Annotated in this window: 18 protein-coding genes and 1 pseudogene; 6 read left to right on the top strand and 13 right to left on the bottom strand. The window is 57.7% G+C overall.

Features of this window, described 5'->3' with window-relative positions:
• Positions 1-2: 2 nt before the first annotated feature.
• From ruvA to aspS, 5 genes are all read right to left on the bottom strand, one after another.
• A complete protein-coding gene (ruvA, locus tag ACRDD5_RS14660) occupies positions 3-614 on the bottom strand; it encodes a Holliday junction branch migration protein RuvA (protein ID WP_271283971.1) in 612 nt (203 codons plus the stop codon).
• An 83-nt stretch (positions 615-697) separates the two neighbouring features.
• Positions 698-1,219 carry a crossover junction endodeoxyribonuclease RuvC gene (gene ruvC, locus ACRDD5_RS14665; RefSeq protein ID WP_271283970.1) on the bottom strand — a complete coding sequence of 174 codons (522 nt, stop codon included), beginning with the start codon at positions 1,217-1,219 and terminating at the stop codon, positions 698-700.
• Positions 1,220-1,253: 34 nt separating this feature from the next.
• Positions 1,254-1,994: a YebC/PmpR family DNA-binding transcriptional regulator gene (locus tag ACRDD5_RS14670; RefSeq protein WP_271283969.1), complete on the bottom strand. Its 741-nt coding sequence runs from the start codon at positions 1,992-1,994 to the stop codon at positions 1,254-1,256.
• A 26-nt stretch (positions 1,995-2,020) separates the two neighbouring features.
• Positions 2,021-2,464, bottom strand: coding sequence for a dihydroneopterin triphosphate diphosphatase (gene nudB, locus ACRDD5_RS14675; protein WP_438677143.1), 444 nt, complete (start codon positions 2,462-2,464; stop codon positions 2,021-2,023).
• Position 2,465: 1 nt separating this feature from the next.
• A complete protein-coding gene (aspS, locus tag ACRDD5_RS14680; protein ID WP_271283967.1) occupies positions 2,466-4,238 on the bottom strand; it encodes an aspartate--tRNA ligase in 1,773 nt (590 codons plus the stop codon).
• A 240-nt stretch (positions 4,239-4,478) separates the two neighbouring features.
• On the opposite strand from aspS, the gene ACRDD5_RS14685 reads away from it, so the two are divergent.
• The 5 genes and pseudogenes from ACRDD5_RS14685 to cmoB all read left to right on the top strand — a co-directional run bounded on the left by ACRDD5_RS14685 (position 4,479) and on the right by cmoB (position 8,056).
• On the top strand, positions 4,479-5,045 hold the full coding sequence (locus tag ACRDD5_RS14685) for a hydrolase (RefSeq protein WP_271283966.1): 567 nt from the start codon (positions 4,479-4,481) through the stop codon (positions 5,043-5,045).
• Positions 5,042-5,860: pseudogene (locus tag ACRDD5_RS14690) on the top strand (DUF72 domain-containing protein). The gene ACRDD5_RS14685 and the pseudogene ACRDD5_RS14690 overlap by 4 nt, the downstream one beginning before the upstream one ends.
• Positions 5,861-5,911: 51 nt before the next feature.
• Positions 5,912-6,307 (top strand): MAPEG family protein, encoded by a 396-nt coding sequence (locus ACRDD5_RS14695; RefSeq protein ID WP_271283964.1) that lies wholly within the window; start codon positions 5,912-5,914, stop codon positions 6,305-6,307.
• A 40-nt stretch (positions 6,308-6,347) separates the two neighbouring features.
• Positions 6,348-7,088 carry a carboxy-S-adenosyl-L-methionine synthase CmoA gene (gene cmoA, locus ACRDD5_RS14700; RefSeq protein WP_271283963.1) on the top strand — a complete coding sequence of 247 codons (741 nt, stop codon included), beginning with the start codon at positions 6,348-6,350 and terminating at the stop codon, positions 7,086-7,088.
• A complete protein-coding gene (cmoB, locus tag ACRDD5_RS14705; protein WP_271283962.1) occupies positions 7,085-8,056 on the top strand; it encodes a tRNA 5-methoxyuridine(34)/uridine 5-oxyacetic acid(34) synthase CmoB in 972 nt (323 codons plus the stop codon). Before cmoA ends, cmoB begins: the two co-directional genes overlap by 4 nt.
• 102 nt (positions 8,057-8,158) lie before the next feature.
• On the opposite strand, the gene cutC is transcribed toward cmoB, so the two are convergent.
• Together cutC and ACRDD5_RS14715 are read right to left on the bottom strand one after the other, a co-directional pair.
• Positions 8,159-8,902: a copper homeostasis protein CutC gene (gene cutC / locus ACRDD5_RS14710; RefSeq protein WP_438677144.1), complete on the bottom strand. Its 744-nt coding sequence runs from the start codon at positions 8,900-8,902 to the stop codon at positions 8,159-8,161.
• An 85-nt stretch (positions 8,903-8,987) separates the two neighbouring features.
• Positions 8,988-9,548 (bottom strand): VOC family protein, encoded by a 561-nt coding sequence (locus tag ACRDD5_RS14715; RefSeq protein ID WP_438677159.1) that lies wholly within the window; start codon positions 9,546-9,548, stop codon positions 8,988-8,990.
• Between the two features lie 174 nt (positions 9,549-9,722).
• Here ACRDD5_RS14715 and argS point away from each other — a divergent pair, with 174 nt between their 5' ends.
• Positions 9,723-11,456 (top strand): arginine--tRNA ligase, encoded by a 1,734-nt coding sequence (gene argS, locus ACRDD5_RS14720; protein ID WP_271283960.1) that lies wholly within the window; start codon positions 9,723-9,725, stop codon positions 11,454-11,456.
• A 34-nt stretch (positions 11,457-11,490) separates the two neighbouring features.
• On the opposite strand, the gene bglB is transcribed toward argS, so the two are convergent.
• The 6 genes from bglB to cheZ form a co-directional block, all read right to left on the bottom strand.
• Positions 11,491-12,630 (bottom strand): beta-galactosidase BglB, encoded by a 1,140-nt coding sequence (gene bglB / locus ACRDD5_RS14725; protein ID WP_271283959.1) that lies wholly within the window; start codon positions 12,628-12,630, stop codon positions 11,491-11,493.
• Between the two features lie 4 nt (positions 12,631-12,634).
• Entirely contained in the window at positions 12,635-14,218 is a 1,584-nt protein-coding gene (locus ACRDD5_RS14730) for an MFS transporter (protein WP_271283958.1), read from the bottom strand.
• Between the two features lie 261 nt (positions 14,219-14,479).
• Positions 14,480-14,872: a flagellar protein FlhE gene (gene flhE / locus ACRDD5_RS14735; protein WP_438677145.1), complete on the bottom strand. Its 393-nt coding sequence runs from the start codon at positions 14,870-14,872 to the stop codon at positions 14,480-14,482.
• Entirely contained in the window at positions 14,872-16,950 is a 2,079-nt protein-coding gene (gene flhA, locus ACRDD5_RS14740; protein WP_271283956.1) for a flagellar biosynthesis protein FlhA, read from the bottom strand. Before flhA ends, flhE begins: the two co-directional genes overlap by 1 nt.
• Positions 16,943-18,091 carry a flagellar biosynthesis protein FlhB gene (flhB, locus tag ACRDD5_RS14745; protein ID WP_271283955.1) on the bottom strand — a complete coding sequence of 383 codons (1,149 nt, stop codon included), beginning with the start codon at positions 18,089-18,091 and terminating at the stop codon, positions 16,943-16,945. Before flhB ends, flhA begins: the two co-directional genes overlap by 8 nt.
• A gap of 159 nt (positions 18,092-18,250) precedes the next feature.
• Positions 18,251-18,895, bottom strand: a complete 645-nt coding sequence (gene cheZ / locus ACRDD5_RS14750; protein WP_271283954.1) for a protein phosphatase CheZ — start codon at positions 18,893-18,895, stop codon at positions 18,251-18,253.
• Positions 18,896-18,900 lie beyond the last annotated feature (5 nt).

Raw genomic sequence — 18,900 nt, forward strand, 5'->3', positions numbered from 1 at the left:
CCTCACAATGCGGCGCGCAGCGCTTCGCGAATCAGGGTTTCACTGGAGGCGTCAGGTCTGGCAATTTTGCTGACCATACGGCTCGCTTCCTGAGGTTTATAGCCCAGCGCCACCAGCGCAGCAACCGCTTCCTGTTCCGCATCATCATCAGCCGGACCGGCGGGCGATGTCAGCACCAGATCGGCAGCCGGAGTAAACAGATCGCCGTGCAGGCCTTTGAAGCGATCCTTCATTTCAACAATCAGGCGCTCTGCGGTTTTCTTACCAATACCCGGCAGTTTGACCAGCAGCGCCAGCTCTTCACGTTCGACGGCGTTCACGAACTGCTGGGCCGACATGCCGGAGAGGATCGCCAGCGCCAGCTTCGGACCGACGCCGTTAGTTTTGATCAGCTCTTTAAACAGCGTCCGCTCTTGCTTGTTGTTAAAGCCAAACAGCAGCTGGGCATCTTCACGGACGATAAAATGGGTGAAGACAATCGCTTCCTTGCCCGCATCCGGCAGCTCATAGAAGCAGGTCATTGGCATATGCACTTCATAGCCCACGCCTCCCGCTTCAAGCAGCACTATCGGGGGTTGTTTTTCAAGGATGATGCCTCTGAGTCTGCCTATCACGTGACGCTCCTGCGTTAAGGGCTAAAAGTTACCGCTGCCATCATAAAAAAAGGCTGGATAAACATCCAGCCTGATTTTTATATTTAGCGCAATCGACCTCGCGCCAGATTGAGCCGAGAGTCGCTTATTTGCATTGCGTTCTGACTGACGTGGCAGTGAGTTATCGCAATCGCCAGCGCATCGGCCGCATCCGCCTGCGGATTGGCTGGCAGCTTTAGCAAGGTACGCACCATGTGCTGCACCTGGCTTTTGTCTGCACCGCCATTCCCCACCACGGTCTGCTTCACCTGCCGCGCAGCGTATTCAAACACCGGCAGATCCTGGTTGGTTGCCGCGACAATCGCCACGCCTCGCGCCTGACCGAGCTTCAGCGCCGAGTCGGCATTTTTCGCCATAAACACCTGTTCGATAGCAAAAAAGTCCGGCTGGAACTGGGTGATAATCTCCGTCACGCCTGCGTAGATAAGCTTCAGACGCGACGGCAGATCCTCTACTTTGGTGCGGATACAGCCGCTGCCAAGGTAGGTCAACTGACGCCCGACCTGGCGAATAACGCCATAACCGGTGATGCGCGAGCCCGGGTCAATACCGAGAATAATGGTCATCACGCCTCTCCGGCTGTCGGTTTATGGTGGGCCATTACAGCGTAGCCGCAACCTCGTCGGAGATTTCACCGTTGTGATACACTTCCTGCACGTCGTCGCAATCTTCGAGCATGTCGATCAGACGCAGCAGTTTCGGTGCGGTTTCTGCATCCATGTCCGCTTTGGTGGACGGGATCATCGACACTTCAGCCGCGTCGGCTTTCAGGCCAGCCGCTTCCAGCGCATCACGCACTGCACCCATCTCTTCCCAAGCGGTATAAACGTCAACAGCGCCGTCGTCATAGGCCACCACGTCTTCAGCACCCGCTTCCAGCGCAGCGTCCATGATTGCATCTTCGTCGCCCGCTTCGAAAGAGATCACCCCTTTCTTGCTGAACAGATACGCCACGGAGCCGTCGGTACCGAGGTTGCCGCCGGTTTTGGTGAACGCATGACGCACTTCTGCCACGGTACGGTTACGGTTGTCGGACAGGCACTCGATCATCACCGCCGTACCGCCAGGACCGTAACCTTCATAAATGATGGTTTCCATGTTCGCGTCGTCATCGCCGCCAACGCCACGGGCGATGGCACGGTTCAGCGTGTCACGCGTCATGTTGTTAGACAGCGCTTTGTCGATCGCCGCACGCAGACGCGGGTTGGACGCGGCATCGCCGCCGCCCAGACGGGCTGCAGTCACCAGCTCACGAATAATTTTGGTAAAGATCTTACCGCGTTTGGCATCCTGTGCCGCTTTGCGGTGTTTGGTGTTGGCCCACTTACTATGACCTGCCATAAAAAGTTCTCCAAAAAGCCGCCCTCTCAGGCGGCGTTAATTACAAATTCTTCAATCGCCTGCCGGTTGCTCCACGACTTGGTGAGCGCGGCGGCATCCGTCGCATTCACCCAGCGGTAGGTCAGATGTTCGGTGAACACGATCTGCCGTTCATGGGGAAGCGCAAGACAGAACCACGATTCCTTATTGCGCTTGATTCCCGGAGCATAGCGATGACGTAAATGGCTAAAAATTTCAAACTCCACCGTGCGCTGACAGTCCATCAGGGTCAGTTGCTCGTCGGCAACATCAATCAGGATCTCTTCCTTTACTTCACGCGCGGCGGCCTGCAACGCGGTTTCACCCTCTTCCAGGCTGCCGGTGACCGACTGCCAGAATTCAGGATCGTCGCATCGCTGCAGCATCAGCACCCGCTTCGTGTCCTGCGCATAAATGATAACTAAGACAGAAACGGGACGCTTAAATGCCATATCAGTTCTTCTCTTCCTTTTTCACCACTTCGATACCCAGCTCGCTCAAGGAGGTAGGGTTAGCGAAGCTTGGCGCTTCGGTCATCAGACACGCCGCGGCGGTGGTTTTCGGGAAGGCAATAACGTCACGAATGTTGTCGGTACCGGTCAGTAGCATGGTCAGGCGATCCAGACCAAACGCCAGGCCCGCGTGCGGCGGAGTGCCGTACTTCAGGGCATCCAGCAGGAAGCCGAACTTCTCGCGCTGCTCTTGTTCGTTGATGCCCAGAATGCCAAACACGGTCTGCTGCATTTCGCTGCTGTGAATACGCACGGAACCGCCGCCCACTTCGTAACCGTTGATGACCATGTCGTAGGCGTTGGCGATAGCCGTTTCCGGCGCGGCCTGCAGTTCAGCAGCCGTCATCTCTTTCGCGGAGGTGAACGGGTGGTGCATAGCGGTCAGGCCGCCTTCACCGTCGTCTTCAAACATTGGGAAGTCAATAACCCACAGCGGTGCCCATTTGGCTTCGTCTGTCAGGTTCAGGTCTTTACCCAGCTTCAGACGTAGTGCGCCCATTGAATCGGCAACCACTTTCTTGTTGTCGGCACCGAAGAAGATCATGTCGCCATCCTGCGCGCCGGTGCGCTCAAGAATGGATTCTACGATTTCAGCGTTGAGGAATTTGGCCACCGGGCTGGTGATCCCTTCGATACCCTTCGCACGCTCGGTGACTTTGATATAAGCCAGGCCTTTCGCGCCGTAAATCTTAATGAAGTTGCCGTAGTCGTCGATCTGCTTACGGCTCAGGCTCGCACCGCCCGGTACGCGCAGGGCAGCCACGCGGCCTTTAGCATCGTTAGCCGGGCCGGAGAACACCGCAAACTCAACCGCTTTCAGCAGGTCAGCCACGTCCACCAGCTCCATCGGGTTACGCAGATCTGGCTTATCGGAGCCGTAACGGCGTTCCGCTTCAGCGAAGGTCATGATCGGGAAATCGCCCAGATCCACACCCTTCACGTCCAGCCACAGGCTGCGCACCAGCGCTTCCATCACTTCACGCACCTGTTCGGCGGTCATGAAGGAGGTTTCGACGTCGATCTGGGTAAATTCAGGCTGACGGTCAGCACGCAGATCTTCGTCACGGAAGCATTTAACGATCTGATAGTAACGGTCGAAGCCAGACATCATCAGCAGCTGTTTGAACAGCTGAGGAGACTGCGGCAGCGCGTAGAATTTGCCTTTATGCACGCGAGAAGGCACGAGGTAGTCACGCGCGCCTTCTGGGGTGGCTTTGGTCAGCATCGGGGTTTCGATATCGAGGAAACCGTGATCGTCCATAAAGCGGCGCACAAGGCTGGTAACTTTGGCGCGGGTTTTCAGGCGGTCAGCCATTTCCGGGCGACGCAGATCCAGATAGCGGAATTTCAGACGCGCTTCTTCAGTGTTGACGTGGTTGAAGTCAAGCGGCAGCGATTCTGAACGGTTGATGATGGTCAGATCGGAGGCCAGCACTTCGACCGCGCCGGTTGCCATTTCGCTGTTCACGTTTTTTTCGTCACGCGCACGCACGGTGCCGGTGACCTGAATGCAGAACTCATTACGCAGTTCAGAGGCCAGTTTTAACGCATCGGCGCGATCCGGATCGAAAAATACCTGCACGATGCCTTCACGGTCGCGCATGTCGATAAAGATAAGGCTGCCAAGATCACGACGACGGTTGACCCAACCACACAGGGTCACCTGCTGCCCAACGTGGGACTGACGCAGCTGCCCGCAATATTCTGTACGCATGAGATATCCCTTAACTTAGCCGCAGGCTATTAGGTCGCAGCTTTATGTATGTCAAACTGGATGAAAAAAGGGGGCTATTATACTGGAAATTCCGCCTGACGATAAGAGAGAAGCGCGCCAGACGCGCGATTGCTGCGCGCATCTTGCATATTCTCACAAAATTTAACAAAAATATCCGACCCACACGCAGCCTCTGCAGCGTAAGGTGTCACCGACGCTCACTCTTTAACAGGAATAAACATGTTTACACTCGACGCCGCCAGAACCGCCCTTGTGGTCATTGATTTACAGGAAGGGATCCTGCCGTTCGCCGGGGGGCCGCACAGCGCGCAGGATGTGGTCAGCCGCAGCGCGCGTCTGGCGGACAAATGCCGCACCAGTGGCATTCCGGTAGTGCTGGTGCGTGTCGGCTGGTCGGCTGACTTCGCCGACGCCCTGAAGCAGCCGGTGGATGCGCAGACGCCTGCCCACGCCCTGCCGGACAACTGGTGGACGTATCCGGTCTCACTCGGCAAACGTGACAGCGATATCGAAGTAACCAAACGCCAGTGGGGGGCATTCTACGGCACCGATCTCGAGCTCCAGCTGCGCCGTCGCGGAATCGACAGCATTATCCTGTGCGGGATTTCCACCAACATTGGCGTCGAGTCCACCGCGCGTAACGCCTGGGAGCTGGGCTTTAACCTGGTGATTGCCGAAGACGCCTGCAGCGCGGCCTCTGCCGATCAGCATCAGGGCAGCATGACCCATATCTTCCCGCGTATTGGCCGGGTGCGCAGCACTGACGAGATTATCAACGCGCTATGATCTATCTGGGTCTTCCCCAATGGTCGCACCCGAAATGGGTGCGGCTGGGTATTACCAGCCTTGAACAGTATGCCCGCCATTTTAACTGCGTGGAGGGCAACACCACGCTGTACGCCCTGCCAAAAGCCGACGTAGTGGCGCGCTGGCATGAGCAGACCCACGATGATTTCCGCTTCTGTTTTAAATTCCCGGCCACCATTTCGCATCAGGCCAGGCTGCGCGACTGCGGCGATTTAACCGCAGAGTTTTTCAGCCGGATGTCACCCCTCGCCAACCGGATGGGGCAGTACTAGCTACAGTTGCCCGCCACTTTTGGCCCGCGCGATCTGCCCGCGCTGTGGACGTTTCTGGACGCCCTGCCCCGGGAGTTCACCTATGGCGTGGAAGTCCGGCATCCGGACTTTTTTGCCAAAGGAGATGCGGAAAAAGCGCTTAATCGTGGACTTCACCAGCGCGGCGCTAATCGGGTGATCCTCGACAGCCGTCCGGTCCATGCTGCGGTACCGCACAGCGAGGCGATTATCGACGCCCAGCGCAAAAAACCGAAAGTGCCGGTGCATGCGGTGCTCACCGCCCATAACCCCATGGTGCGGTTTATCGGCAGCGACAATATGCCGCAGAACCAGGCGCTGTTTGCCGTCTGGCTGCAGACCCTGGCGAAGTGGGAACAGACCACCACACCGTATCTGTTTCTGCATACCCCTGATATCGCCCAGGCACCGGAACTGGTCGAAGCTCTCTGGCAAGCCTTGCAAGCCGCGGTGCCGTCGATTGGCAACGCCCCTGCCATACCGCAGCAATCTTCTCTTTTCTGATCGCAACCCCTATCATATAGAAGTGCCATCTGCAAAAAACAGGGAGTTTGTATGGTCTGCGCGCTGTATGCGGTTCTGGGTGCGTTACTGTTAATTAAGTTTTCGTTCGACGTCGTGCGCCTGCGGATGCTGTATCGCGTCTCCTACGGGGACGGCGGTTTTTCTGAGCTGCAAACGGCGATCCGCGTTCATGGTAATGCGGTGGAGTACATTCCCGTCGCACTTATTTTGATGCTGTTTATGGAGATGAACGGCGCCGAGACCTGGATGGTACATGTCTGTGGCCTGCTGCTGATCGCCGGTCGTCTGATGCACTATTATGGCTTTCACCATCGCCTGATCCGCTGGCGACGTTCCGGCATGAGCGCCACCTGGAGTTCGCTTGTGCTGATGGTGCTGGCTAACCTGTGGTATATGCCGTGGGAGTTGGTTTTCTCCCTGCATTAGCGCACAATACGCCACTTTATTTTTCCCGGATTTTTACGTTATGTCAGATCGCGACACGCTTTTTTCTGCGCCTATCGCCAGTCTGGGCGACTGGACCTTTGATGAACGGGTGGCTGAAGTCTTCCCGGATATGATCCAGCGCTCGGTACCCGGCTACTCCAATATCATCTCTATGATTGGCATGCTGGCGGAACGTTTTGTCCAGCCCGGCACGCAGGTTTACGATCTGGGATGTTCGCTGGGTGCAGCCACGCTGTCGGTTCGTCGTAACATTCGTCAGGACGGCTGCAAGATTATCGCTATCGATAATTCTCCGGCCATGGTCGAGCGCTGCCGCCGCCATATCGATGCCTGGAAAGCCCCTACCCCGGTAGAGGTGATCGAAGGCGATATCCGCCATGTCGAAATCAAAAACGCCTCGATGGTGGTGCTGAACTTTACCCTCCAGTTCCTCGAGCCCGACGATCGTCAGCTGCTGCTGAACAACATTTATCAGGGGCTGAACCCCGGCGGCGCGCTGGTGCTGTCAGAGAAATTCAGCTTTGAAGATGCCGCCGTGGGCGAGCTGCTGTTCAACATGCACCACGATTTTAAACGAGCAAACGGCTACAGCGAGCTGGAGATCAGCCAGAAGCGCAGCATGCTGGAGAACGTCATGCTCACTGATTCGGTCGAAGCCCACAAAGCGCGCCTGCAGAAGGCCGGCTTCGAGCACAGCGAGCTGTGGTTCCAGTGCTTCAACTTTGGTTCCCTGGTGGCGCTGAAAGGCGGTACAGCATGATTGATTTCGGTAACTTTTATCAGCTGATTGCCAAAAACCATCTGTCGCACTGGCTGGAAACCCTGCCTGCGCAGATTGCCGTCTGGCAGCGCGAATCTCTGCATGGCCAGTTCAAGCAGTGGAGCAACGCAGTCGAATTTCTGCCGGAAATGACCCCGTATAAATTGGATCTGCTGCACAGCGTCACCGCCGAAAGTGAAGCGCCGTTGAGCGAAGGTCAGTTAATCCGTCTCGAAAAGCTGCTGCGTAATCTGATGCCATGGCGTAAAGGGCCATTCTCCCTGTACGGCATGGATATCGACACCGAATGGCATTCCGACTGGAAATGGGATCGCGTGCTGCCGCACCTGTCCGATTTAACCGGGCGCACCATTCTGGACGTCGGCTGCGGGAGCGGCTATCACCTGTGGCGCATGATCGGCGCCGGGGCGAATCTGGCGGTCGGCATCGACCCGATGCAGCTGTTCCTCTGTCAGTTTGAAGCCGTACGTAAGCTGCTGGGCAACGATCAGCGCGCGCACCTGCTGCCGCTGGGCATTGAGCAACTTCCGGCGCTGGCTGCGTTTGATACCGTATTCTCGATGGGCGTGCTCTATCACCGCCGCTCTCCGCTTGAGCACCTGTGGCAGCTGAAAGATCAGCTGGTCAGCGGGGGCGAACTGGTGCTGGAGACGCTGGTGATTGAAGGCGACGAAAATGCAGTGCTGGTGCCGGGCGATCGCTACGCCCAGATGCGCAACGTCTACTTTATCCCGTCGGCGCTGGCGCTGAAAAACTGGCTGGCGAAGTGCGGGTTTGTCGATATCCGTATTGCCGACGTCTGCGTCACCACCACCGAAGAGCAGCGCCGCACCGAGTGGATGACCACCGAGTCGCTGGCCGAATTCCTCGACCCGAAAGACCCGACGAAGACGATTGAAGGTTATCCGGCGCCGGTGCGCGCGGTATTGATTGCTACCAAGCCGTGATGGCGCCAAAAAAAGGATAAAAAAAGGCCCCTGTTGAAATTGCAGGGGCCTGGTACAAACAAGCATCATATTGGGCGACATGATGCGCGGTAAAAACGGATTTTAACGGCGATACCTTTCGATCATCGCTTTCATCACTGCAACCGACTCGCCATCAACGCTGTAGCGGGAATACTCATCCGCCCCACTCTCCGTCGACATCGACAAGCCGGCATTGCGATAGCGCATGGGTGACGGCAACCATCTGCCTGCCGAACTGTGAAGCTCGAATACCCCTGCCTGTAAAAACAATTCAAGGTTAGCGGCGCGAACGCCAGCACCTGCCATTATTATTGGAACACCTGATTGCGCTTTTAGTTCCTTAATTAATGAAATACCTTTTTCGGCGGACGATTGCTGACCGGATGTGAGCACCCGCGCGACCCCCAGTTCCGCCAGATTTTCAAACGCTTGCAGCGGATTGACGCACATATCAAAGGCGCGATGAAAAGTCACCGCCATCCCCTGCGCGGCAGCCATAATCTGGCGCATACGCGGCATATCGACATGACCGTCCTCATCCAGCAGACCGATCACCAGCCCCGGGAAGCCGAGATCGCGCACGACGGCAATATCCTCCAGCATGGCGTTAAACTCGCTCGCGCTATAGTAAAAGTCTCCGCCGCGCGGGCGAATAATCGGATGAACGGGGATAGTCACCGCCTGACGCACCGATTTCAACACGCCCCAGGAGGGGGTCAGCCCGCCCTCTTTTGGCGCCGCACAGAGTTCAACGCGATCGGCTCCCCGCTGCTGCGCAGTCAGCGCACACTCCATGCTGTAACAACAGATCTCCAGCAATGCCACAAAACCTCCTTATACCCACTCGATCGTTGCATCATGCCATGCCGCATCCGGCGCGACGCGGCGTTAGCTCACAAACTCTTGTGCTTTATTCTTCGCTGGCGACAATCTGTTCGATGGTCCACGGATGGAATTTGACCGTCACGCTGCCGTCCGTCACCGCCAGCGTCGGGTTCGGCAGACGCTCGCGCTCACCCTTCGGCGAACTGCTTTTGACGAAGATCCCCGGCTGGCTAAGTCCGTCGTCGGACAGCAGCGCCAACGCGCGGGCATTCAGGCTTTCCGGCTCACCGGGCAGAACGATTTCAATATGCTCCCAGCCTTCATGGGGATAGCGTTTTTCGCCCGGCCACGGCAGCTCAATCACATCCAAACGCCAGTGCGCCACGCAGACCGGTTCATGCAACTTAAACAGACAGATCGGACGGCCGTTGATGATGTTTTCGGAGAGCAGTTCGCCGCATTGCTCAAACCCACGCCGCCAGCGATCCGCAGTAGCATTCTGGTGGCAGCGCAGGGAAATGTGGTCTGCTGCGAGGGGAACGATATCCAGACCGAGGCGATCCGCCAGGGTGGTGAACGCCTCGGTGAAGCGCGGTAAATCGGCTGCAATGTCCTGCAGGTCGTCAATAGAGAGCCAGTTCGCCATCATCAATACTCTTGTCATGGTGCAAAAGCGTTAATTTACTCTGTTGGGGGCTGGCGACCAACCGCTGATTTGAGCCAGTGCTGACGGCAAGAGGCAATTGCAGTATACTCCCGGCCTAATTTCTTTAACTGGCGCGGCAGCATGACAGCCGCGACAAAAATGTAAGGTATCCCGGTGAATATTCAGGCTCTTCTCTCAGAAAAAGTCAGTCAGGCTCTGATTGCTGCAGGTGCACCTGCGGATTGCGAACCCCAGGTTCGTCAGTCAGCAAAAGTACAGTTTGGCGACTATCAGGCTAATGGCGTGATGGCAGTGGCGAAAAAACTGGGCATGGCGCCGCGACAACTCGCTGAGCAGGTTCTGACGCACCTGGATCTCAAGGGTATCGCCAGTAAAACCGAGATCGCCGGGCCGGGCTTTATCAACATTTTCCTCGAGCCGGCCTTCCTGGCGCGTCACGTTGACGCCGCGCTGCAGTCCGACCGTCTGGGCGTGACCCAGCCACAAGCGCAAACCATCGTGGTCGACTACTCTGCGCCTAACGTCGCAAAAGAGATGCATGTGGGCCACCTGCGCTCCACCATCATCGGCGACGCCGCCGTGCGCACGCTCGAGTTCCTTGGCCACAAGGTGATCCGCGCGAACCACGTCGGCGACTGGGGCACCCAGTTCGGGATGCTGATTGCTTACCTGGAAAAACAGCAGCAGGAAAACGCCGGTGAAATGGCGCTGGCGGATCTCGAAGGTTTCTACCGCGAAGCGAAAAAACACTACGACGAAGACGAAGTCTTTGCCGAGCGCGCACGCAGCTACGTGGTTAAGCTGCAGGGCGGTGACGAGTACTTCCGTCAGATGTGGCGCAAGCTGGTCGACATTACCATGTCCCAGAACCAGCTGACCTACGATCGTCTGAACGTCACCCTGACCCGTAAAGACGTGATGGGTGAAAGCCTGTACAACCCGATGCTGGCCGGTATCGTCGCCGATCTCAAAGCCAAAGGTCTGGCCGTTGAGAGCGAAGGTGCTACCGTCGTGTTCCTTGATGAGTATAAAAACAAGGAAGGCGAACCGATGGGCGTTATCATCCAGAAGAAGGATGGCGGCTATCTGTACACCACGACCGACATCGCCTGCGCTAAGTATCGCTTTGAGACGCTGCATGCGGATCGCGTGCTCTATTACATCGACTCCCGTCAGCACCAGCACCTGATGCAGGCGTGGACCATCGTGCGTAAAGCGGGTTACGTGCCGGATTCGGTCCCGCTGGAACACCACATGTTCGGCATGATGCTGGGTAAAGACGGCAAGCCGTTTAAAACCCGCGCAGGCGGCACCGTGAAGCTGGCGGATCTGCTGGACGAAGCGCTGGAGCGTGCCCGTCGTCTGGTGGCCGAGAAAAACCCGGACATGCCTGCCGACGAGCTGGAAAAACTGGCAACCGCAGTGGGTATCGGCGCGGTGAAATATGCGGATCTCTCCAAGAACCGTACCACCGACTACGTGTTCGACTGGGACAACATGCTGGCGTTTGAAGGCAACACTGCGCCGTATATGCAGTATGCCTACACCCGCGTGCTGTCTGTGTTCCGTAAAGCCGCGATCGACGAGAGCGTGCTGGCGAATGCAACGGTAGTGATTAGCGAAGATCGCGAAGCGCAGCTGGCAGCGCGTCTGCTGCAGTTCGAAGAGACCCTGGCCGTGGTCGCCCGCGACGGTACGCCACACGTGATGTGTGCTTACCTGTACGATCTGGCTGGTCTGTTCTCAGGCTTTTACGAGCACTGCCCGATTCTCTCCGCCGAGAGCGAGGCGGTTCGCAACAGCCGCCTGAAACTGGCGCAGCTGACCGCGAAAACCCTGAAGCTGGGTCTGGATACGCTGGGTATCAATACCGTAGAACGTATGTAAAAAGAAACCCGGCGCAAGCCGGGTTTCTTTTTTATCAGAAGTACTTTCGCAAATACTCCGTCAGACACAATATCGCCATCGCCTGCCCGTACGGCATCGAGGTCAGCGGGATCTGGCGATAGAACTCCAGATCGCTGCCCATCCCGGTACCGAATGAAGTTTGCAGCAGTTCCCCTTCCGGGGAGATGTTTTTCACAATCCCGCGAATGGCTTTCTCCGCCACCTCTGCATACTCCGGCCCCACGTAGCGCTTACGCACCGCTTTGAGGATCCCGTAGCTGAACCCGGCAGTCGCCGAGGCCTCCAGATACGAGTTCGGATCGTCGAGCAGCGTATGCCACAGGCCGCTCGCATCCTGGCACTTCGCCAGCGCCGCAATCTGCGCGTTCAGCACCTGCACCAGATAACGGCGCACGGCGTTGTTTTCCGGCAGATCCACAAGCTCGAGGAAGTCCGGGATCACGATGGTCAGCCAGCTGTTGCCGCGCGCCCAGCGGGCGTTGGCAAAATTATGCTGGCCGTCATAGTTCCAGCCGTGGAACCAGAGGCCAGTCTCCCGGTCCATCAGGTTTTGTACGTGCAGCAGGAACTGATAGACCGCCTCTTCCACATAATCCGGGCGATTGAGCAGCTTGCCAATCTTCGCCAGCGGCAGCACGGTCATCATCAGGGTGTCATCCCACATCTGTTGATGGTTCTCTTCCGCCAGCGTGATGTGCTGCATCCCGCCGTGATCGGTGCGCGGCATCTCGTTCATCGCCCACTCGGCCCAGCTCTCCAGCCACGGCAGCCAGGCCGGATTGCGCGTCTCTTCATAGCGATAGGCCAGCGTCAAAAACGGCGACATGGTGTTGACGTTCTTGGTGGTCGCCCCTTCGGCGAAGCGTTCGGTAAACCAGCCGTCGATAATATCGCGCATCGCCACATCGCCGGTCTGGCAGTAATACTGCCAGATACCGTAGAGACCCACGCCGTGCGTCCATTCCCAGCCCGCCCAGCCTTTGGTGTCGATCACGCGCCCGTCGTCCAGCCGCAGTAAAAACTCACCGGTTTTATCGTGAATGTTGACCAGGTTATGCGTCACTTTTTGAATCAGTGATTTCAGCTCATCCCTGGCGATAAAACGCTCAGGCTGACGCAGTAACGGGCTATGTTTGACAGGCCAAACCTTCATAATCTTAACCTCTGTTGTATGTCGAATTCAGTGAAGCACGTTCATTCAGGGACGGTGCCGCAGGTTTATTGCGGTTCAGGTAGCCGATGTTGTTATTGCCCCACAGGCACTCGTACGGCAGACCCGCCAGCATCTCCACGGTGGCGCGCGCCTGCGGCGTTGCGGTTTCCGGCATCGCGCGGCCAGACTCACGCATTTTGGCCGTCTCTTCACGCAGCGTACTGTGCGTTTGCAAATTCAGCTTGAAGCGCAATGACACCAGGAAGCCGCAGATCAGCACCAGCACGGTGCCTACGCTCAGGATCATCAGGATGGTATGGCTGACCTCTTCCGGCTGCACTTTCTGGCCGCTGACAAAGCCGGACAGCTGCATCACAATCCCCACCAGCATGATGGCACCCGCCTGAGAGGCTTTGCGGGTCAGGGTCATGATGCCGGCGAAGATGCCTTCGCGACGCTGACCGGTGATGACTTCATCCACATCCGCAATATAGGTATAAACGTTCCACGGCACGTAGTTGATCCCGCCACGTCCCAGACCTGCGAGGGCAGACACCAGCAGCAGCAGAGAGTAAACATCGCTGAGTCCAGCGTAATAGAGCATCGCATACGAAATAGACGCCAGACCAAACAGCACCACCACCATGCGGTAGGAGGGTGCCGGCCCGAAGCGGATGCACAGCGGGATCATGGCGATCACGGCGATAAACTGGAAGATGGCCATCGTACCCAGCAGATTCGACGCCATCGACGCCTCCTGCATCAGCACGAACACCACATAGTAAGTAAACACGGCATTGAATACGTCCTGGGCGATATAGCCGCCGAGGTACATCCCCAGATGCTGGCGGAAAATCTTCACCCGCAGCGTGGAGCTCAGTTCAACAAACAGACGGTTGAGGCTCTGCCCCAGATTGAGTTTTTTCTTCTCTTCCTCGGCACGCAGCGCCGCTTCGGACCACTCTTCGCGCGGACGTTCCCAGGTAAAGAACCAGACGAAGGTCAGCATCATGGCGCACAACACCGAGAAGACCAGGCTCGCATAGAAGAAGGAGACGGCGTTGTCTTTACCGAAGTGCGTTAACAGAATGCCCGGCAGGAACGAGGCCAGGATCGCCGACATCTGCGCCATGGAGATGCGCGCGCCGGAGAATTTGGTCTTCTGTTTGAAATCGTCGGTCATTTCCGGCACCAGCGTTTCGTACGGCACCAGAATCATGGTGTAGACGATATCAAACACCAGATAGGTGAGCAGGTAGTACCAGAATCCCATGTCCCCGACCCACATCAGCGAGTAGCTGAAGACACATGGGATACCGAGCAGAATAAAGAATTTGCGGCGGCCAAAGCGTTTGCCCAACCAGGTGGTGCCGAAGTTATCGGTCAGGAACCCCATCAGCGGGCTGACAACGGCGTCTAATACCCTTGCCGCAGCAAAGATAAAGGTGGCTTCAATCGGCGTAAGGCCGCAGAAGGTGGTGTAGAAATATAACAGCCAGGCAGCGGTCAGTGCTGTCGTTCCCGCCCCGAGAAAATCGCCCGAACCATAGGCCAGATAATTCGCGAGTCCAATTTTACGTGTTTTCATTACCGTCGACCCTGTAAGTTTTAAAAGACTCCCGGTGAACACAGACGTGAACGGGAGTGACTACACGGTTACAGTAAGAGTATCGCTACGGGGATACCTTTCTGTTGCTGCCATCACCCGGCGGCAACTGGCAAAAATGCAAAGAGATTTACTACGCGTGTCACTGTTTTATAAAACAGCGTTTCTTTTGCATCAAAAGGAGGTGTCAGTTTTGCGAGCCAGCCGCCAGAATATCCTGACGGCTGGTGAAAAAGCGGGCAATTAGCGGTAGTTAACGATGACTTCGTTACGTTGGACCTGCAGCGCGGGGATCAGCCGACCGCCGCCGGGGACTTCCCAGATAAAGCGTAACGGCTCGACGGCGGGCACGTTTTCAAACGCCCGGGTGGTGCCGCTGGCACCGTCCAGCTCCGTGCAGCGCGACTGGGAGCATAACCGCACCCGCAGCCCGGCCGGGATCGGGCCATTCAGCGCATAGCGCCAGGCTACCAGCGTCATCAGACCTGACACCGGTTGCTGCGCAGAAAGCGGGCGCGACGACGCCGCCACGCCGCGATGGTTAAGGGTCAGGCCGATACTGCTGTCCTGCCATGCCCCCTCCCCTGCGGCCTGGGCCATCAGCGGTAGCGCCAACAGCCAAAGTAATTTACGCATCACTGACCTCCGATGGTGGCGGTCATGCGGATGTGACGATTATCCGACAGTTCCATATTAGAGAGCACCACCAGCTGGGTCAGACTGCGACGCAGGAAGCGGGAGAGCAGCGGACGCAGGGCATGGTTAACCAGCAGCACCGGCGGCGCGCCGAGCATCTCCTGGCGCTGCAAGGCCTCCTGAGTTTGCGCCAGCAGGCGGTCGGCCAGTCCCGGCTCCAGACCGCCGCCGCCCTGCAGTGCCTGCAGCAGCAGACGCTCAAGCGGTGTATCCAGGCCAATCACCTGCACTTCGCCAGTACCCGGGAACCACTGCTGAGTGATCGCCCGGCCCAGCGCCACGCGCACCACGGCGGTAAGTTCGTGCGGATCGCTTTGCAGCGGCGCATGCTCGGCCAGGGTTTCCAGAATGGTACGCATATCGCGGATCGGTACTTTCTCGTCGAGCAGATTTTGCAGCACCTTGTGCAGGGTGGTGAGCGTCACCACGCCCGGGACCAGATCTTCGGTCAGCTTCGGCATCTCCTGGGTCACACGATCCAGCAGCTGCTGCGCTTCCTGACGGCCAAACAGCTCGGCGGAGAACTGGCCAATCAGGTGGTTAAGGTGGGTCGCCACCACGGTACTGGCCTCTACCACGGTATAGCCCTGGATCTGCGCCTGCTCTTTCAGGGCGCTTTCAATCCAGATCGCCGCCAGGCCAAATGCCGGGTCGATGGTCTGTTCACCCGGCAGCGTACCCGCCGCCGTGCCCGGGTTTATCGCCAGCCAGCGCCCCGGGTAGGCGTCTCCGCTGCCGATCTCGACCCCTTTCATCAGAATACGGTAGCGCGCAGGCGGCAGATCCATGTTGTCGCGGATATGCACCACCGGCGGCAGGAAGCCCATGTCCTGGGCAAATTTCTTACGGATACTGCGGATACGCCCCAGCAGTTCCCCGTCCTGCTGGAAATCGACCATCGGGATCAGGCGATAGCCCACCTCCATTCCCAGCGAGTCTTCCAGCTGCACGTCGTTCCAGGTGGCTTCCACCGCCTGGGTATTTTCCGGCATTTTAATTGGCGCGGCTTCGGCCTGAGGCTTGGTTTCTCGTCCTCGCAGCCACCAGGCCAGTCCCAGCAGCATGCCGGTAAACAGCAGGAAGACAAAGTTTGGCATTCCCGGCACCAGCCCCAGCAGGCCGAGTACCGCCGCCGACAGCAGCATCACGTTCGGGTTGCTGAACAGCTGAGTGACCATCTGCTGGCCAACATCCTGATCGGTGGCAACGCGGGTCACGATTACGCCCGCCGCGGTGGAGATCACCAGCGCCGGGATCTGGGCGACCAGGCCGTCACCGATGGTCAGCAGGGTATAGGTTTCGGCCGCGTGGCCCATGTCCATGCCATGCTGCAATACGCCGACCAGCAGGCCGCCAATAACGTTGATCACCATGATCAGAATACCGGCGATGGCATCCCCGCGAACGAACTTACTCGCACCGTCCATCGACCCGTAGAAGTCCGCTTCCTGGGTTACATCAGAACGGCGTTTTTTGGCTTCATCTTCGCCAATCAGCCCTGCGTTAAGATCGGCGTCAATCGCCATCTGCTTACCCGGCATCCCGTCGAGGACGAAACGCGCGCCAACTTCGGCGATACGCCCCGCACCCTTGGTGATAACCATAAAGTTGATGATGACCAGGATCACGAACACCACGATGCCGATAGCAAAGTTGCCGCCCACCAGGAAGTGGCCGAAGGCTTCAACCACCTTACCTGCCGCTGCGCCGCCGGTATGGCCGTCCATCAGAATAATACGCGTCGAGGCCACGTTCAGCGCCAGCCGCAACAGCGTGGTGAACAGCAGGATGGTCGGGAACGCGGCGAACTCCAGCGTGCGCTGAGTGAACATCGCCACCAGCAGCACCATAATGGAGAGCGCAATGTTGAAGGTGAAAAGCAGGTCAAGGATGAAGGCCGGGAGCGGCAACACCATCATCGACAGGATTAACAGGATGAGGATCGGCCCGGCAAGGATCTGCCATTGCGTCGATTTCAGGTTGCCAGGCAAGCGCAACATTGCCATCAGATTAGCCATCAGTGTCCTTCTCGTTCATAAAATCCAGCGCTGCAGGCACCGGGAGATTCTCAGGTTTGACAGGTCGTTGACCTCCCGCCAGACGCCAGCGTTTCAACTGCCATACCCACGCCAGTACTTCCGCCACGGCGGCATACAGCTGGCCCGGGATTTGTTGTCCAATTTCCGCATGCCGGTACAGGGCACGCGCCAGCGGCGGGGCCTCGAGCATCGGGATGCGGTTTTCATTACCTATTTCGCGGATGCGCAGGGCGATAAGCCCCGCCCCTTTCGCCACCACTTTTGGCGCGCTCATTTTGTTTTCGTCGTACTGTAGCGCCACCGAGTAGTGGGTCGGGTTGGTGACGATCACGTCCGCTTTCGGCACATCTTCCATCATCCGGCGGCGCGCCGCCGCACGCTGCATCTGGCGGATACGCCCCTTCACGTGCGGGTCGCCCTCCATCTGCTTATATTCATCGCGGATGTCCTGCTGGGACATGCGCAGCTTTTTAATGTGGCTGTAGATCTGGAAGAAGACGTCGAACCCCACCATCGGGATAATGCTCAGCGCCACCAGCAGGGAACATAGCCCCACCAGGTTAAGCGCATTGCGCATTGCGCTCAGCGGTGATTCGCTGATTAAGCGCATCATCTCCGGCCAGTTATGCCACAGGAAAAACCCGGCCACGCTGCCCATCAGGGTGGCTTTCATCAACGCTTTCAGCAGTTCGGCCCCGGTCTGGGCTGAGAACATCTTCGCGATCCCGGAGAGCGGGTTGAGTTTGGAAAATTTAGGCTGCAGCGACTTGCCGCTAAACACCAGACCGCCCAGCATCACCGGCGATATCAGCGCCACCAGCACCACGCCGGTAATCAGCGGCAGCAGCGCCATCATCGCGCCTTTGATCAGCAGGATTATCTGGCTGAGGATCAAATTGGGGTCGTTCACCATGCTGTGGTCAAAGCGCAGCCCGGCCGAGAGCATACCTGCCAGTCTGTGGGCAAGGGACTCCCCGCCAAGCCAGATAATGCACACGCCGACTAACATAATCAGTAGCGAGGTGAGTTCTCTGGATCGGGGTATTTGCCCATCCTCACGCGCCTTTTCTAGTCGGTGGGGTGTGGGGGCTTCTGTTTTGTCGTCGCTGTCGTCTGCCACGGCAAGCATCCCGCAGGTATAGGTTTGGACGCTATGATGCCAAAGCAGGATGTGAACAATGGGCGAAATAGGGGCGTTAAAAGGGCTGATTTAGGCGATTCGGCAAAAGGGGGCGAGCGCAGAACGGTAAAACGCCACCTTCTCAGGTGGCGTTTCTCATCAGAAACCGAGGCTGTCCAGCAGGTCGTCCACCTGGTCCTGGCTTGCCACCACGCCGGCTTTGCTGGCGTCGAGCTGTGGGCCATTGAGCAGGCTTTCGTTTTCGCGCTGAGGGCGCGCCGACGGTTCCGGGATGTTCTCCAGCAGCACCATCAGCAGCTGACGCTCAATCTCCTGGATCACATCCATCATGCGCTTGATCACCTGACCGGTGAGGTCCTGGAAATCCTGCGCCATCATGATGTCCAGCAGCTGGGCGTTGGTGAAGCTGGTATGACCCGGTACGTCGCCAAGGTACTGGCGGGTATCGGTGACCAGCTCACGCGCGTCGGACAGTTCGATTGGGTTTTCGAACCATTCGTCCCAGCGTTTGGTCAGCGCTTTCGCGCCTTTTTCCATTTCGTCCTGATGCGGCTGCGAGGCTTCAACGCTGTTCAGCGCTCGCTCTGCCGCCTGGGCGGTCATCTGCACCACGTAATCGAGACGATCGCGGGCATCGGGAATCGCTTCCGCTGCTTCAGCAATCGCCTGATCCAGACCCAGCTCACGCAGGCTGTCGCGCAACATGCGCGTCAGGCTGCCGATCCGGGCAATTATATCGCCGGCTGAATGCTCATCCGTAGGTTTAATCGAAGGCTGCATCATCACCC

This window comes from Silvania sp. (assembly GCF_051656365.1).
Classification (GTDB): Bacteria; Pseudomonadota; Gammaproteobacteria; order Enterobacterales; family Enterobacteriaceae; genus Enterobacter; species Enterobacter hatchlandensis.

Bases quoted from the DNA above. Each gene is read 5' to 3' on its own strand.
- ACRDD5_RS14670 (WP_271283969.1), bottom strand. From the start codon at position 1,994: ATGGCAGGTCATAGTAAGTGGGCCAACACCAAACACCGCAAAGCGGCA.
- ACRDD5_RS14685 (WP_271283966.1), top strand. From the start codon at position 4,479: ATGTTTACACTCGACGCCGCCAGAACCGCCCTTGTGGTCATTGATTTA.
- ACRDD5_RS14695 (WP_271283964.1), top strand. From the start codon at position 5,912: ATGGTCTGCGCGCTGTATGCGGTTCTGGGTGCGTTACTGTTAATTAAG.
- cmoA (WP_271283963.1), top strand. From the start codon at position 6,348: ATGTCAGATCGCGACACGCTTTTTTCTGCGCCTATCGCCAGTCTGGGC.
- bglB (WP_271283959.1), bottom strand. From the start codon at position 12,630: ATGAAGGTTTGGCCTGTCAAACATAGCCCGTTACTGCGTCAGCCTGAG.
- ACRDD5_RS14715 (WP_438677159.1), bottom strand. From the start codon at position 9,548: ATGGCGAACTGGCTCTCTATTGACGACCTGCAGGACATTGCAGCCGAT.
- ruvC (WP_271283970.1), bottom strand. From the start codon at position 1,219: ATGACCATTATTCTCGGTATTGACCCGGGCTCGCGCATCACCGGTTAT.
- cmoB (WP_271283962.1), top strand. From the start codon at position 7,085: ATGATTGATTTCGGTAACTTTTATCAGCTGATTGCCAAAAACCATCTG.
- flhE (WP_438677145.1), bottom strand. From the start codon at position 14,872: ATGCGTAAATTACTTTGGCTGTTGGCGCTACCGCTGATGGCCCAGGCC.
- flhA (WP_271283956.1), bottom strand. From the start codon at position 16,950: ATGGCTAATCTGATGGCAATGTTGCGCTTGCCTGGCAACCTGAAATCG.
- ACRDD5_RS14730 (WP_271283958.1), bottom strand. From the start codon at position 14,218: ATGAAAACACGTAAAATTGGACTCGCGAATTATCTGGCCTATGGTTCG.
- cheZ (WP_271283954.1), bottom strand. From the start codon at position 18,895: ATGATGCAGCCTTCGATTAAACCTACGGATGAGCATTCAGCCGGCGAT.
- aspS (WP_271283967.1), bottom strand. From the start codon at position 4,238: ATGCGTACAGAATATTGCGGGCAGCTGCGTCAGTCCCACGTTGGGCAG.
- nudB (WP_438677143.1), bottom strand. From the start codon at position 2,464: ATGGCATTTAAGCGTCCCGTTTCTGTCTTAGTTATCATTTATGCGCAG.